Source organism: Kribbella sp. NPDC048928, assembly GCF_043197975.1.
Classification (GTDB): Bacteria; Actinomycetota; Actinomycetes; order Propionibacteriales; family Kribbellaceae; genus Kribbella.
In genome coordinates this window covers 308378-324244 of record NZ_JBICUC010000001.1, presented here as the reverse complement: position 1 = coordinate 324244, position 15867 = coordinate 308378, and the positions used below count along the sequence as shown (strand labels likewise).

12 protein-coding genes are annotated in these 15867 nt (G+C 69.1%); 7 read left to right on the top strand and 5 right to left on the bottom strand.

The genetic code is table 11. The annotated features are described in order from the left end of the window. The first annotated feature begins 88 nt into the window (after positions 1 to 88). On the top strand, positions 89 to 283 hold the full coding sequence (locus ACGFI6_RS01455; protein WP_393114330.1) for a hypothetical protein: 195 nt from the start codon (positions 89 to 91) through the stop codon (positions 281 to 283). Positions 284 to 430: 147 nt separating this feature from the next. Next, complete coding sequence (locus tag ACGFI6_RS01450; protein WP_393114328.1) at positions 431 to 3025, top strand: ATP-binding protein; 2595 nt, start codon at positions 431 to 433, stop codon at positions 3023 to 3025. Between the two features lie 656 nt (positions 3026 to 3681). Here the strand turns inward: ACGFI6_RS01450 and ACGFI6_RS01445 are convergent. Continuing rightward, entirely contained in the window at positions 3682 to 4188 is a 507-nt protein-coding gene (locus tag ACGFI6_RS01445) for a pyridoxamine 5'-phosphate oxidase family protein (protein ID WP_393114326.1), read from the bottom strand. A 63-nt stretch (positions 4189 to 4251) separates the two neighbouring features. On the opposite strand from ACGFI6_RS01445, the gene ACGFI6_RS01440 reads away from it, so the two are divergent. From ACGFI6_RS01440 to ACGFI6_RS01430, 3 genes are all read left to right on the top strand, one after another. Continuing rightward, complete coding sequence (locus ACGFI6_RS01440; RefSeq protein WP_393114324.1) at positions 4252 to 5094, top strand: DegV family protein; 843 nt, start codon at positions 4252 to 4254, stop codon at positions 5092 to 5094. 77 nt (positions 5095 to 5171) lie between these two features. After that, positions 5172 to 6023, top strand: a complete 852-nt coding sequence (locus ACGFI6_RS01435) for a helix-hairpin-helix domain-containing protein (RefSeq protein WP_393114323.1) — start codon at positions 5172 to 5174, stop codon at positions 6021 to 6023. A 433-nt stretch (positions 6024 to 6456) separates the two neighbouring features. Continuing rightward, positions 6457 to 8478 (top strand): ComEC/Rec2 family competence protein, encoded by a 2022-nt coding sequence (locus tag ACGFI6_RS01430; protein ID WP_393114321.1) that lies wholly within the window; start codon positions 6457 to 6459, stop codon positions 8476 to 8478. 23 nt (positions 8479 to 8501) lie between these two features. Here the strand turns inward: ACGFI6_RS01430 and ACGFI6_RS01425 are convergent, their stop codons facing one another. Then, positions 8502 to 9215 carry a VOC family protein gene (locus ACGFI6_RS01425; RefSeq protein WP_393114319.1) on the bottom strand — a complete coding sequence of 238 codons (714 nt, stop codon included), beginning with the start codon at positions 9213 to 9215 and terminating at the stop codon, positions 8502 to 8504. Between the two features lie 144 nt (positions 9216 to 9359). Beyond that, entirely contained in the window at positions 9360 to 9887 is a 528-nt protein-coding gene (locus ACGFI6_RS01420) for an isochorismatase family protein (RefSeq protein ID WP_393114316.1), read from the bottom strand. A gap of 203 nt (positions 9888 to 10090) precedes the next feature. On the opposite strand from ACGFI6_RS01420, the gene holA reads away from it, so the two are divergent. Beyond that, entirely contained in the window at positions 10091 to 11116 is a 1026-nt protein-coding gene (gene holA / locus ACGFI6_RS01415; RefSeq protein WP_393114313.1) for a DNA polymerase III subunit delta, read from the top strand. Between the two features lie 142 nt (positions 11117 to 11258). Here the strand turns inward: holA and ACGFI6_RS01410 are convergent, their stop codons facing one another. Both ACGFI6_RS01410 and rpsT read right to left on the bottom strand, forming a co-directional pair. Beyond that, entirely contained in the window at positions 11259 to 12242 is a 984-nt protein-coding gene (locus tag ACGFI6_RS01410) for an NAD-dependent epimerase/dehydratase family protein (RefSeq protein WP_393114311.1), read from the bottom strand. Positions 12243 to 12346: 104 nt separating this feature from the next. After that, positions 12347 to 12607 carry a 30S ribosomal protein S20 gene (gene rpsT, locus ACGFI6_RS01405; protein WP_393114308.1) on the bottom strand — a complete coding sequence of 87 codons (261 nt, stop codon included), beginning with the start codon at positions 12605 to 12607 and terminating at the stop codon, positions 12347 to 12349. 266 nt (positions 12608 to 12873) lie between these two features. On the opposite strand from rpsT, the gene ACGFI6_RS01400 reads away from it, so the two are divergent. After that, positions 12874 to 15867, top strand: a complete 2994-nt coding sequence (locus ACGFI6_RS01400) for a S8 family peptidase (RefSeq protein ID WP_393114306.1) — start codon at positions 12874 to 12876, stop codon at positions 15865 to 15867.

Below are 15867 nucleotides of genomic sequence, written 5' to 3'. Positions count from 1 at the left end.
TAATAACGTTCGCCGGTATTTTGGTGACTTATCGTGATGTTGCCGGACGCGTTACGTTTGCGAAACACGACTCCGCTTGAATTGCCATATGGCTGCCCTGGACACCCTGCGCGACGTCACCGTTGAGCTCCTGGTTCGCGCCACCCGGGGTATTTCCGACGGCAGCCTGCTGAATGCCGACTCGGGCCGTGCCGATACCCGCGCCCGCATCGACGACTGGGCCGGCGTGCTTTCTCTGTACGCCGCCGGCAATGAATCCCCGCCGGTTCGCGCGACTGCTTGAAACGTGCATTTCTGATTCCGCAACAAGGGAATCGGCCCATTTTCGTGTGACCCAGGACGCATCTCGCGCGCCGGGCGATCCGGCGAACCACCTACCCGTCACGCTATGTTGTGTCAGGTACGTGAGGCTCCAGAGGGGTGACGGGCTGTGTCGGACACGGAAGGCCGGGCGGACGGTCGGCGCGGGTTCGCCGAACTGTTGCTCGACTTGAGGGTCCAGTCCGGCCTCTCTCAGGAGGAGCTCGCCGACCGGGCCGGGCTGAGTGTGCGCTCGATCCGGGAGATCGAGGCCGGGCGGGTGGCGCGGCCGCGGAAGGACTCGGTTCGGCTGCTCGCAGCAGCACTTGGTCTGCAGGACGGCGACACCGGCCACTTCCTCGCGGCCGCGGGGCATGGCTCCGCGCGTCCCGTCGTACGGCCCGCTGTTCCTGCCGCTCCCGTGGTCTCGGTGGCGGATCCCGCTCCGACAGGTCTGCGTTGGCGTGGCACCCGCCCGATTCCGGACGGTCTGGTCGGCCGTGAGCAGGAGCTGTTCGAGCTCGAGGGACTGCTGCGTCAGAACCGGCTCGTCACGCTTGTAGGCCCAGGCGGTGTCGGCAAGACCGAGCTTGCGCTGGCCGCGGCGGACCGGTTCTCCGGGGCCGACACCACCGTGGTCGTCGTCGATCTGACCACCGTCCAGCGCGACGCCGCCGTACCGTCCGCGATCCTCGACGCGTTCGGGACAGCTCCCGGTACGTCGGACCTCGACGACGTACTGTCCGGACGCCGGCCCGGTGACCTGGTCATCGTGGAGGACAACGCCGAGCACGTGCTCGACGGGGTCGCCACGGTCGCGAACCGGATGGTCCGCAGCTTCCCGGGCATCGGCGTCCTGGTCACGTCCCGCATCCCGCTCGGCCTGCCGGACGAGGTCGTCCGCCGCGTGCCGGTGCTCGGCGTACCGGAGAACGACCAGAACTTCGACGAGATCAAGGCATCGCCCGCCGTGGAGATGTTCACGCGGCGCGTGACGCGGGTGCGACCGGACTTCGAGCTGACCCATGACAACGCACCGATCGTGGCCCGGCTGTGCCGGCGGCTGGACGGTCTGCCGCTTGCGCTCGAGCTGGCGGCCGCACGTGGCGGGTCGTTGTCGGTCGAGGCGATCCTGGCTGCGCTGGACGACCGCTTCCGGTTGCTGTCCGGGCCACGGCGCTTCGGTGCGCCGCATCAGCGCACGCTCGCGGACACGATCGCGTGGAGCGTCGACGGGCTGTCGGATCCGGCGAGGCAACTGCTGTACCGGACGTCGGTGCTCGGCTCGCCGTTCACGCTGGAGGCCGTGGCGGGCGTGTGTACGGGCGCCCCGATCCTTGAGATCGACGTACCGATGCTGCTGGCCGAGCTGGTGGAGAAGTCGCTGCTGCAGCCGGTGCACGAGTTCGAGCAGTTGTACGGTGCGCGCTACAAGCTGCTGGAGACGATCCGGGAGCACGCGTACGCCGGCCTGTCCTCGCAGGGCGACGACCTGACCGAGTTCCGGAATCGGGCGGTCGAGTGGTGCACGACGTACGTGTCCGGGCTGGAGGGCGCGTGGTCGTCGCCGGACCGCGACCGGCGGTACCGGGCGGCCCATGCGAACTCGGCCTTGTTCGAGGTGTCGCTGGCGCGGGCCGCCGAGCTGGGAGAGTGGGACACGGCAGCGCGGATCGTGCTGGGCTTCCGGATCGCTTGGCAGTACCAGGCGAGTGTGGCCGAGAGCGGGATCCGGTGGGCGACCTTGTGCGCGTCGAATGTGCCGGACCGGGAGACGAGCGGTCGGCTGCTCGCGATTGCGGGGCGGCTCTCCAGCCTGACCGGTGACATTCACGGCGCGCGGCGGCACTACGAAGAGGCGCGCAAGCTGATCCCGGGTGAGACGGAGATGGGTCTGGTCGCCAGGGGCGGCTGGGTGTCGTCCGGGTCGCACCTGCTCGACACCCAGAGCCTGGCCGAGATACCGGCGCTGGTGGACGACGCGCGGAAGCATGCTGAAGTCCAGCGGTCCGCGACCGTGCAAGCGACCTGTGGGCTGGCACTGCTGCGCTGGGGGCGGTTGGTCGAGGCCAAGGAGCTCCTGCTTGCGTGGGAGGCCGCACTGGTCAATCCGGGCGTCTACGCGGACGAGATCGCGTACATGGCCCTCAGCCGGGTCGACCTCGAGCTGGGCAACCTCGCCGGAGCGCGGCACTGGGCACTGCTCGCCCGCGACAGCCAGGCCTCCGACGACCCCGAGCGCACCAAGGTGGCCGGCTGCCTGGCCATGGTCGAGTACCACGACGGCCGGTACGACGAGGCGCGTGCACTGCTCGACCAGGCAGACGCGGACATCCGTGGGCACCGTGGCTACTTCGACTACCTGGTGATGCTGTACCGGTCGCGGCTGGCACGAGCTGCCGGTGAGGTCGAGCAGGCGCGACTGGCGGTGCTGGACGCACTGAACCGGCTGCTGCTCGAAGGCCGGGTTGTGTACCTGCTCGAGGTACTACCTGAAGCTGTCGCGGTGCTGCACGCACTGGGTCGCTCCGAGGCGGGCGATGCGGTCTGCGGGCAACTGCTGGCCTGGCAGCGGTCGATGGACCCGCCCATGCTGCCGACGGCGTGGGCCGTGCTGCAGGAGTCGTGCAGCAGCGCATCAGCGGCGGACGGGTGGCCACAGCCCGATCCAGCGGCCGCCGTGCAGCGCCTCGCGCGTGACGTACTCGCCGCGCTTTCTTCCTGAAACATGACGCGGATCCGCCGAAGCTGCCGGGTAACTGCCGGTAGTTCTGCCTCGTCCTGACATGGCTGCCGGACGAAGAATTACAGCCGTAGGACAGGTTCCACGAAGCAGAGACCGACACCGGTTTCCAGCGGCGAAAGGGCGGTGAATCCATGAAGAGGCCATGGCACACCGCCGGACCGCTGCAGCCGGAGAAGGCGACGCGGAGGGCCTCCGGCGGCCGGTTGGTGGGGGCGCCGACCGGCGGTCGAGAGCTCCGGAGTGCTGGGGCGTGTGGATCTGTCCTGCCTGTACCGGACGCTGTGCACCGTCAGGGCACTGCTTCCGGGGCGGGGTCCCAGCACAGGGTCAGGCACACGACACAGGGGACGAGTGTCGCGGCCCGGCTGGCGCGGGTAAACCGGCGGGGATGCTCCCTCGCCGGCGGGCCGGCCGCTGGGACCTCCCGGGATCTCGGCGAGCTCGCGGTCAGGCCGGTTCTCACGGAACCGGATACGGGGAGTAGCTCGCCGAGGTCCCACCAACTTTCAGCTGACAGCCAGGGGGAGTCAGCCGGACGAGCCGGGCTGTTGACGCACAGGGGACGTCAGTAGCCCGGCCCAGTTCCCGAGCGAGGTGAAGGCGCCAGGAGGGGTGGCCTTCACCTCGCTGCCGGTTCAGCCGCCCAGCAGCTTGCGCTCGTTGCCGTACGCGGCGATCCAGGTCGGCTGGAGCCGCAGGTACACAATGTCCGGTCCCCACCCTGACGGTGACTCGCCATAGTGGCCGACCATGTACTCCTCGATCTCGGCGAAGTCCGGGTCCTTCTCAGTGAGGAACTCCACGGCACCGTGGGTGAACACCCCGATCCGCTCCCCGTCGATGTACGCCGCACTCGCCGCCGGCCGCGCCCGCAAGTGCCGGGCCTTCGCCGCCGAGCCTGACGTGGTGAACACCCATCTGCCATGCAGCAGATGACCGTCGACCGCACTGATCCGCGGCTCGCCCTTGGCTGTGACCGTGGCCAGGGACAGCACGCACATGCCGGTCGCCACCTGCACGAGTGCGGCGGCGCTGAGCTGCTTCTGACCTTTGATGATGTTCCGCAGGTGCTCCGTCGAACCCGGGTAGACCGCGTCCATGAGCGCCTGGAGCTCCCTGACTTCTGCTGCTGTCTCCCTCATCTAGTGGAGTCTGGCACTGCGTCCAGACAGAGGACGTCCTAAACCGTCCGGTAACCTCGCTGCATGGCAGCCCGCGTGCAGGTCGTCACCGACTCCACCGCCGGTCTGTCCACGCACGAGCTGCTCCGCCACCCGCTCACCGTCGTACCGCTGCAGGTCGTGATCGGCGGGACCTCGTACGACGACGGCGCCACCTCGGCGGACGCGGTCGCCGAGGCCCTGAAGACGTTCACCCCGGTGTCGACGAGCCGGCCGGCGCCGCAGACCTTCGCCGACACGTACGCCGCCTGCGCCGCGAACGGTGCCGAGGCGGTGGTGTCGATCCACTTGTCCGGCGACATGTCCGGCACGTTCGAGGCCGCGATGATCGGCGCCAAGGAGTCCCCGATCCCGGTGCACGTGGTCGACTCGCGGTCGCTCGGGATGGGCCTCGGCTTCCCGGTCCTCGCCGCTGCAGCCGCGGCCGGCGCGGGGGAGGACGCCGCCACGGTCGAGGCCGCCGCCCGGGCCCGGATGCAGACCATCTCGTCGTATTTCTACGTCGACACCCTCGAGTACCTGCGCCGTGGTGGGCGGATCGGCGCCGCCCAGGCCTTGTTCGGTACGGCGCTCGCGGTCAAACCGCTGCTGACCATCAACGGCGGCCGGATCGTCCCGCTCGAAAAGGTACGCACCTCCAGCCGCGCCATCGCCCGCCTCGCCGACATCGCCGTCCAGCGAGCCGGCGACGCCCCTGTCCAGCTGGCCGTCCACCACCTGGGGAACCTCGAGAAGGCCCAAACCCTCGCCGACGACCTCACCAACCGCCTCCCCAAAGCCGACGAGGTAGTCCTCCGAGAAGTAGGAGCCGTCATAGGCGCCCACGTAGGCCCCGGCCTCCTAGCGGTAGTACTAAGCCCCCACTAGCCTCCCTGTTTGCCGGGTTCTCCACAGGTTGGAAGTTGGCGGTCGGCGGGCGTCGCAGACTCGTACCTTCTCTGGGCGTGAAGGTCTTCCGTCGGAACCGCACCCCCACCCCGGACGCCCGGGCGCGAGCCCTCTCCCGCCTCGCCGTCCGGCCGTCCAGGCATGCCCACCCCGACCTCCTTCACGCCGACGACGCACAACCCGAAGCCCCGGAGGAGCGTGATGAGGTGCGCGGAGGATGGATCCCCGACCAAGTGCCCGACCGCCTACGCAACGCCCGCTGGACCCTCACCCCACGCCACGTCCTCGTCCTGCTCGCGCTCCTGGCCATCGGTCTGACCTGGGCCATCTGGACGTTCGCGCATGCCCGCCCGACGCCCATCCCCGAAGCCCAGCCCACCACCACAACCACCGGCAGCCCCGTCGCCCAACCCACGAGCCGACCGAGCTCGCCTCAAACGCCCAGACCCGGAGCAAAAGCCGTTCCAGAAGTAGTGGTCGTGTACGTAGCGGGCAAAGTCCGCCGCCCCGGCCTCGTCCGCGCTCCGACCGGCTCCCGAGTGGCCGACGTCTTGACCCTGGCCGGGGGTGCCCTCCATGGCGTCGATCTCACCACGCTCAACCTCGCCCGCCTGGTCACCGACGGCGAACAGATCATCGTCGGCCAACCAGCCCAACCCGCGCCCACCAAACCGCCCGGAGCAACCACCTCAGCACCCCACCCCACCGCCCCCAACGCCCCGGTCAACCTCAACACCGCCACCCTCGACCAACTCGACACCCTCCCCGGCGTCGGCCCCGTCCTCGCCCAGCGCATCCTCGACTTCCGGACCCAGAACGGCCCCTTCACCACCGTCGACCAACTCCAGGAGGTCCCCGGCGTAGGCCCCAAAAAGTTCGACTCGCTAAAACCCCATGTCAGCATCTGACCCCACCACCCCCGACCCCGCATCCGCCGATCCCGCCCCCTCCGAGCCGCCCGACGCACGCCTACTGCTCCCGGCCGGCGCCGGATGGCTAGGAGCCGCCGTACTTGTCGGCAAATCACCCACAACAGGAGCCGTCGTCGGCGCGACAGCGCTAGCACTCGCAACCACCCTCGCCCTGCTCCTCGCAAGACTGCGCCGTCGTCCCGCACCCAACTCTGCACACTCCTGGACACCCGTCGGCTGGGCAGCCGTAGGTTGCCTGACCATCGTCGGGGGTCTAGCAATCGCCGCCGCGCTCCAGGTCGCCACCCTGCGAGCCGGCCCCGTTCACGAGCTCGCCGACAACTCCGCCACCGCCACCGTGCGCCTGCGCATCGATGGAGACCCATCCCTCCGTCAAAGCACCACGAGCAGACGCCCGCGGTACGTGGTGGTGCGAGCAACCATCGAGGAGGTCCACACCCGCCCCAACGCCCAAGGCCCGAAGGCGGTACGGGTTCGTACGCCGGTGCTCGTGATCGGCACCGCCAAATGGCAGACCATCCGCTACGGCCAGCACGTCGACGCGACCGGCAGGCTCGAACGCGCCGACGCTGGCGGCGAGGTAGCCGCCATGCTCTCGACCCGATCGCCACCAAGACCAATCGACGACCCGCCATGGTGGCTACGCGCCGCCGAACAGGTCAGGGCCGGCCTCCGACGTGCGGTAGCCCACGAGCCCGAAGACGTCCGCGGGCTCGTGCCCGCGTTGGTGATGGGCGACGTCTCCGGCGTCTCACCCGAGCTGAACGCGGACTTCCAAACAACAGGCTTGACGCACTTGTCCGCCGTCTCGGGCACGAACCTGACGTTGCTGCTCGCGTTCATCCTCCCGCTGGCACGGGCGATCGGCGTACGCGCTCGGGGCCTGACGGTGGTCGGCGTGCTGACGGTGGTCGTGTTCGTGGTCCTCGCGCGTCCACAGCCGAGCGTGCTCCGTGCAGCCGCGATGGGCTTGATCGCGTTGGCGGCGATGACCGGCGGAGGTGGGCCACGGCGGGCCGTCCGCAGTCTCTCGGTGGCCGTGATCATGCTCCTGCTGCTCGACACGTCGCTCGCTCGATCGGCCGGGTTCGCGCTGTCGGTGCTGGCGACGGCGGGCATCGTTCTGCTCGGATCAGGTTGGCGGGACGCGTTGGCGAGTTGGCTTCCCGGGTGGCTGGCCGATGCGATCTCGTGCCCGCTGGCTGCCCAGCTCGCGTGTACGCCGATCGTTGCGTGGCTGTCGGGACAGGTGTCGCTGGTTGCGGTGGCCGCCAATCTGTTGGCCGGTCCAACAGTCGGCCCTGCAACGATCCTGGGCTTCGTCGCTGCCGGAGTTGCCTTGGGCAGTACGGGGCTGGCGCAGATCGTCGGCTGGGCTGCCGGATGGCCCGCTCGCTGGATCATCCTCGTTGCTCGTGAGGGTGCGGACCTGCCAGGGGCCGCGAATGCGTGGCCGGCGACGGTGATCGGTGTCGCGGTGCTGACCCTGCTGTGCATAGCGCTCGTCGCCGGGCTGCACCGGATCCTGGCACGTCCGATCGCGATGATCCTGGCGGTGATCGTGCTGGCCGTCGTCATCCTGCGTCCGGTCGGTTCGCTCGGCTGGCCGCCGGACGACTGGCTGTTCGTGGTCTGCGATGTGGGGCAGGGCGACGGGCTCGTCCTGCGGGCCGCTGACGGTACGGCGGTGGTCGTCGACACCGGGCCGGATCCCGCGGCGATGGACCGCTGCCTGAAGGATCTCGGCGTCAAGCAGATTCCGGTGATCGTGCTCAGTCATTTCCATGCGGATCACGTGGGCGGGCTGGCCGGCGTACTGAACGGCCGGAAGGTGGGTGAGATCGAGGTGACGCCCTACTTCTCGCCGCGGGCCGAATACGACCGGGTGATGGAGCTTGCGGCACGGCACGGGGTCCCGGTGCGCACGGTCGCGTTCCACGAGCAGCGCGTTGTGGGACAGGTGCAGTGGACCACGTTGTGGCCGGCGAAGGTGCCCGCGTTGCCGCCTCCAGGTACTTCGTCGGCGACGTCCACGGACGAGGGATCGCCGGAGAACAACGCCAGCATCGCGATGATGGTCGAGCTCGCCGGTCTACGGATCCTGCTGACCGGGGATCTGGAGCCGGAGTCCCAGCGAGCCGTGCTGGCGAGTGGAGTGGATCTGCACGCGGATGTGTTGAAGGTGCCGCATCACGGTTCGGCGCAGCAAGATCCTGCGTTCATCGCGGCCGCGAACGCCCGGCTGGCCGTGATCTCGGCCGGCCGGGACAACGACTACGGGCATCCGGCGCCACGAACGCTCGATCTCCTGTCCCACAACACGATCCGGACCGCCACCACCAACGTCAGCGGCGCGCTCATCGTGACGAACACCGACCACCACCTGTCCCTCACAACCCACCCCAACTACGAGCTACCTGCGAGCGGCTAACGAACGGGACTACAGGCTGGCCCTCAACTGGAAGACGGCGACGTGCTCGGCGACTCGCGGCCCTGCCAGGTGGTCAGGCACGCGCGGTTGCCCTGCGGGTCGGCCAGCACCCAGAACGCCGGCGCGGCAGTGTCGTCGACCAGTTCGCCGCCGGCCTCGATCGCGGCGGCGATCCGGTCCTCGACCACCTCGGGAGGGATCCGCAGGTCGAGATGCCAACGCTGCCTCGGACTGTCGTGGGCGTCGGTCGGCTGGAACCAGATCGTCGGCCTGCGCCCGGTGGCGTCGCGGATCTGGATCTCGCCCCAGGCCTGGATGGTCTCGTAGTCGAGCAGCGCGGCCCAGAACGGCCTGATCTCTGCCTCGTCGGCCGAGTCGAGGCCGAGTTCGAGCACGTTGGTGCGCTCCGGGTGCGGCGTGGCGCCGGCTGCCAGGGCGAGTTCGCTGATGGTCGCGGCCAGTGCCACGTCGCGCGAGGTCACCCCGCCGACGTCGTGACTGAACAGCCGAACGTCGAGCCGCCTGGTGGCCAGGTCGAGGCCGGGGTAGTGATCCAGCTCCTCGGCGGCCAGCGAGATCGCGTCGACCAACTTGACCGTACTGACGAAGTCGCCGGTGTCGAAGCTGCCATGAAGGCGATCGATCAGCATCCGCCAGTCCGGCAGTTGTTCACCGACCAGATCCTGCTCGGTCAGTGTGCGCCTCGGGTCAGGCGGCGTCTCGATCTTGTCGCTCACTCGCATCACCTTCTGTCCGATCGGCTGGGACCGTGAGCGACTCTGGCACACCCCACCGACACCTGTACGCCCTGTGGAGACTCCCCGGCTGATCGAGCGTCTCCCCTCGGCTGTGAAAGGCCGGACTGCGGTGCGGGTGGTGGGTTAGTGCGTAAAGGTGATGGCTGACGCGGGGGAGGTGTTGTCGGGTTGGTCGCCCAGGGCCCAGGCGGCGACGCGGGACACGATGTGCGCGGGGACCTCTTCGGCGACGCCGGGGACGGCTGGGACGTTGTAGGTGCCGTGGGCGTCGAATGGGAGCGCGACGCGGTACCCGCGGTCCAGTGCGGTTCGGGCTGTGGCAGATACACACATCTCGGACATCACGCCGCAGATCGCGAGCGACCGGACGCCGGACGACACCAGTACGTCTCCGAGCGGAGTCGCGTAGAACCCGTCATCGCGCGGTTTGCGGATCACGTGTTCCCGCGGTCCGGGCTTCACCGGCAGGTACAGCTCCCAGCCAGGTGTCTCCGGCTCGTCGTCGGCACCAGGTGGCCCGTCGTTCTGGAGATGTACGACAACCGCACCCGCCGCGCGCGCCCGATCGAGCAGCTCACCGACCCGCTCCAACAGCCGACCAGCCCCAGGCACCGCCTCCGCACCTGAGACAAAGGCAGTCTGCATATCCACCACAACCAACGCATCACACCCACCAACAACCAACCCACTAGCCTCCACCCGGTTGTCGGCCGGTTCGTCGGTGCCGGGTGTGAGTGGGCCAGGCATGTCTGTACCGGGTGTCTCCGGGACGGGGTGGTTGGTGGGGGAGGTCATGGGGTCATCTTCGTGGGTGTGGCGATGGGTGCGCATCTGGATTGTCCGGTGCGCGTGGGATGCTTGCGACTGTGGCTGCTCGTAAAGGTTCTGCGCCGAAGCTCGGTGATGTCTTGCTCGTGACCGGCTCCGAGTCGTTCCTCGCGGACCGCGCGGTGCGCTCCGCCATCGCAGCAGTCTCGAAGAGCGCTGCCTCGAGCGGTGCGGGGGCCGGTGGGGGGAGTCCGGTTGAGGTGACTGAGCTTGATGCGTCGACGCTGGATGTTGGGGTGTTCGCGGAGCTGACCGGGCCGTCGCTGTTCGCGACCGAGCGGGTGCTGGTGATGCGCGCGTTGGAGAACCTTCCCAGCGAGATGGTGCCGCATCTGATCCAGTACGCCGGCGCGTCCTCCGACGATGTACTGGCTGTGCTCGTGCACTCCGGCGGTCAGAAGGGGAAGGGCGTCCTCGACAAGTTGCGGAAGGCGTCTGTCAGCGAGGTCGTCGCCACGGCGCCGAAGGCGTGGGAGCTGCCACAGTTCGTCGCCGGGGAGATCCGGCTGCTGGGCGGGTCGATCGACGAGGGTGCGGCGTCTGCGCTGGTGGACGCGGTGGGTCATGACCTGCGTGCACTGGCCGGGGCGTGTGCGCAGCTCGTGTCGGACTCGGATGGTCAGGCGGTGACGGCCGAGCTGATCGGGCAGTACTTCGGCGGTCGTGCGGAGGTCACGAGCTTCGCGGTCGCGGACGCGGCGATCTCCGGGCGGACCGAGCCCGCTCTGGAGCAGCTGCGGTGGGCGCTGGACTGCGGGGTTGCGCCGGTGCTCGTGACGAGCGCGATGGCGGGTGGGTTGCGCGGGCTGGCGAAGTACTCGAGCGCGTCGGGCGGGATGCGGGACGCGGATCTGGCGCGTGAGGTCGGCGTACCGCCGTGGAAGCTGAAACAGCTCAAGCAGCAGTCCCGCGGCTGGACGCCCGGCGGGCTCGCAGCTGCGATCAAAGCCGTCGCCCAAGCCGACGCAGACGTCAAAGGCGCCTCCGGCGACGCCGGCTACGCCCTGGAACGCATGGTCCTGACCATCACCCGAGCCCACGGCCGCCGCTAACCCAACCCCTCGACGAGCCCAGGCCACACACGGGCTCACACCTGCCGCGCGAGGCGGGAGGCGCTGGGCGCGGCGCCAGCCCCGTGGGCGAGACGCTCTGTGGCGGCGCCTCCAGCAGCACCTGCGGCTGGGGCGGCGTGGGTCAGGGGGTGTTGAGGAGGGGGGTTGGGAGGGTTAGTTGGTGGTGCTCGAGGAGCCAGTGGATTGACTCGTGGATGGCTTGTTCGGGTTCGTAGCGGGGGGTGTAGCCGAGGTGGGTGCGGGCCTTTTCGATGGTGAAGCATTGGCTGCGGTGGAGGTGGCCCCAGCTCGAGTCGGCGTTCTCCGGGGTTGTTGAGCGGCGGAATTCGTCCCAGCCAACGGACTTCAGGGTGGCCGTCCGGCCGAACCAGCCGGCGGCGATCTCGGCGTAGCCGCGGACGGTCAGCGCGGTCGGAGCGACGATGTTGAAGTCCTCACCGGCGGCCGCGGAGCGGTGGGTGACGGCCTGCTCGAAAGCCTGGGCCACGTCGTCCGCGTGCACGTGGTGCATCAGTTCGGCACCGCTGCCGGGCATCACCAACGGATCGCCGGCCGACAAGGTGCGCCAGACGGCCGGGTCGAGGTTGCCGAGCGGTCCGGTCGGGTGCCAGCCGGGGCCGACGATATGACCGGGGTGCAGCGACGTGGTGACGAGGCCGCCCGAGGCGGTCTCGTCCTTGAGCATCCGGGCGATCCGGTCCTTCTGGATCCCGTACTCGTCGACGGGCGCGGCCGCGGAGTCGCTGCCCTCGGCGATCGGGAGCTTGCGGCTCGGCCCGTACCGCCAGATGGAGCCGCAGTGCACAAGGTGCGCAGTCTGCCCGCGGAGACGGTTGACCAGCGCGGTGGCCGATTCGAGCGTGAAGCAGACGAGATCGATGACGACGTCGGCCTGGAGCGCGGCGACCCGGTCGCCGAAGGTCCCGTCGCGGTCCTCCTGCTCCCGATCGGCGACGACCGGGCGGACCTGCTGCCACTCGGGCGCGTCCGCGTACGCCGTCCTGGTGCCGCGGGTGATGTTGACGACCTCGTGGCCGGCGCGGACGAGCCGCGGGACGAGGAAGGTGCCGATGTGGCCACTGCCACCGACGACGACGATTTTCATGGCACTCCGATCGACGGTTCGGTCGTACGGGCACGCAAAAACGACCGGCCGGTCCAGGGGACGGGCCGATCGTTCGGGGCCGCGTCAGTGGCGCGGCCGGGGCGTCAGAGCGACGCGGCCTTCTTGAAGATGGCCGACTTGCGGTTCGCGGCCTGGTTGGCGTGGATAACGCCCTTGCTGACGGCCTTGTCGAGCAGGCGACCGGCCTTACGGGCGTTCTCGCCGGCCTTCTCGGCCTCGCCGGCGTCGACGGCCTCGTGGAAGCGGCGAACAGCCGTCTTGAGGGTCGACTTCACGGACTTGTTGCGAAGTCGCGCAGCCTCGTTCTGGCGGTTGCGCTTGATCTGGGACTTGATGTTCGCCACGGAGCAGAGCCTCGATCAGGTGTGTGCGGTTGATACAGGATGGTGTTGCGCGCACGGCTGAACACCACCCGTGGGCGCGCGAAGAGCCAGATTACCAACAAGCCGCCCCCACCTCCAAACTCACTCCCGCTCCGCGGCATCGAGCTGCCCTCAGATCGGCGGTAGCTGACTGTGCTGAGCGTGACACTGTCGGCGGCTGACGGCATACTCGGGGCCCGCGAGACAACGCTCCACCATCGCTCCCGTCCAAGCCCTGGAGGAACTTCGTGACCCGCAAACGTCCGGCGATCGTCGTCGCCACCGCACTGATCGCCGCCTGCGCCGGCGTTCCGGTGCTGGTGAACGCGGCCGGCGCGAGCCAGCCGTCGTCCCAGCCCGCCGATCCGAACGTCAAGCGCTCCGCCACCGGCTCGTACATCGTGCAGCTCGACGACGCTCCGGTCGCGGAGTACGCGGGTGACATCGCGGGCCTCGCTGCCACCAAGGTCCTGCCCGGCGGCAAGCTGCTGAAGACCGCGGCGCCGGTCGTCGACTACGTCAAGCACCTCGCCACCGAGCGCACGGACGTGCTGAGCAAGCTTCCCGGCGTCAAGAAGCTGTACGACTACAACTACACGTACGCGGGATTCGCCGCCGAGATGTCGTACGACGACGCTGTGAAGCTGGCCAAGTCGTCGGGGGTGACGAGCGTCGAGCCGAGCGGGATCGTGCACGCCGACACCGTCGACACGCCGCGCTTCCTCGGGCTGTCCGGCAAGGGCGGTGCGTGGCAGCAGGCGGGCGGGATCGACAAGGCCGGCGACGGCGTGATCATCGGCATGATCGACTCGGGGTTCGTCCCGGAGCGCGCGAGTTTCGCGCCGCTGAAGACCACCAAGCAGTCCGACGCGCTGGTCGCGAAGAAGTGGAAGGGCACCTGCCAGGTCGGCGAGGAGGCGCCCGTCACGTGCAACAACAAGGTGATCGGCGCGCGGTACTTCGACAAGGGCATCGGCACCCGTCCGATCCCGGCGGAGTTCAAGTCGCCGCGCGACTACGGCGGCCACGGTACGCACACCGCGAGTACGGCGGCCGGTGACTACGGCGTCGATATGAAGGTGATGGGCCGGGACTACGGCAAGGGCTCCGGGATGGCGCCGCACGCCCGCCTCGCGATCTACAAGGCGCTGTGGGCGGTCGACGCGTCCGGGGGCGGCAGCGGTACGGATGCCGACATCGTGGCCGCGATCGACGCTGCCGTGTCCGACGGCGTGGATGTCATCAACTACTCGATCTCCGGCAGCGGGTCGACGTACGTGAACGCCACCGGGCTCGCGTTCCTGCGGGCGGCGAAGGCGGGGGTGTTCGTCGCGACCAGTGCAGGCAACACCGGTCCGGGGGAGGCGACGGTCGGCAAGACGTACCCCTGGGTCACGTCGGTTGCCAACGGCACCCATGACCGCGACATCCAGACCACGGTGAAGCTCGGCAACGGCAAGTCGTACACCGGGGCAGGCATCGGCGCCGGTACGCCGGAGGCGCCGGTGGTCCTGGCCAAGGACGCCGGCCTCGCCGGTGCCGACCCGGCCAACCTGGTGCTCTGCCAGGCGGGCACGCTGGACCCGGCGAAGGTGAAGGGCAAGATCGTGGTCTGCGACCGCGGTGTGAACGCGCGGACCGACAAGAGCCTGCAGGTGAAGAACGCCGGCGGTGTCGGCATGATCCTGCTGAACATCACCCCCGGCACGCTGGACTCTGACCTGCATTCGGTCCCGACAGTCCACCTGGACGACACCAAGGCGCCGGAGATCAAGGCGTACGTCTCCGGTACGGCCGACCCGACCGCGACCATCGGCGCCGGTACGCCGGTCCGTGTCGTCGCGCCGAAGGTGGCCAGCTCCTCGAGCCGTGGCCCGTCCCCGGCCGGCAACGGTGACCTGCTGAAGCCGGACATCATGGCGCCCGGGACGAACGTCCTCGCCGCGACCACCGCGTTCAGCGCGGCCGGTCGTGAGTACGCGTTCATGAGCGGTACGTCGATGTCCACGCCGCATATCTCCGGCATCGCGGCGGTCCTGAAGAGCAAGCACCCGGCCTGGTCCCCGATGGCGATCAAGTCCGCGATGATGACGACCGCGACCGGCAAGGACACCAGCGGCAAGCCGATCCAGAACGACTCCGGCTCGCCCGCGAACCCGTTCGGGTACGGCGCCGGTCTCGTGCAGCCGAAGTACGGCATGGACCCGGGCCTGGTCTACGACTCCACCTACACGGACTGGACCAGGTTCGTCTGCGGCTCCGGTCAGGTCCCGAGCACGCACGAGCTGTGCGCGAACGGCAAGATCGATCTGAGCGACCTCAACTACCCGACGATCGCGATCGGCGACCTGGCCGGCCGGCAGACCGTGACCCGGACCGTCACGAACGTCGGCAAGCTCCCTGAGGTGTACTTCCCGAAGGTCGAGGGCGTGAAGGGCCTCAAGGCGACGGTGTCGCCGCGGATCCTGGTCACGCTCCCGGGCCGCAGCACGACGTACAAGGTCACCGTGGAGAACAACGGCGCCCCACTCGAGCAGTACTCGTTCGGCAGACTGATCTGGAAGTCGGCGAAGCACTCGGTCGCGAGCACGCTGGCGATCAAGCCGCTCACGGTGAAGGCACCGACCCAGGTCAACGGCACCGGGACCGCCGGATCCGTCGACGTCCCCGTCACCTCCGGGTACGCCGGGACGCTCACCACGTCCGCGCTGGGGCTGAACCCGGCGACGGTCGGCGAGGCCGCGCTGAAGAACCCGGGTGGCGTCTCGTTCCCAACGACCGCGCCGAAGGTCAACGACCACGTCGCGAAGTTCACCGCGGACGTCCCGGCGGGTACGACGTACGCCAGGTTCTCCACGTTCGACGCGGACTACCCGGCCGGCACCGACCTGGACGTGTTCGTCTACCAGGCGGGTACCACCACGCTGCTCGGCAGCAGCACCGGTGGCTCAGCTGAAGAACAGGTGAACCTGCCCCGGCCTGCGGGCGGTCAGGTGGACGTGTACGTCGACCTGTACGCCGGCGCGCAGGAGCAGCAGGTGAAGCTCAACCACTGGGAGCTGCAGAAGGCCGCAGGCAACCTGACCGCCACACCGGCCACCCAGCAGGTCCAGGTGGCCGGCGAGGCGAGTGTCACGGCCAGCTGGACCGGCCTGGCGGCAGGAACCAGATACCTGGGCCAACTGCACTTCTCGGACGGGGCCGATGGCTCAGGCTCCACCATCGTGCGGGTGGACAGCTAA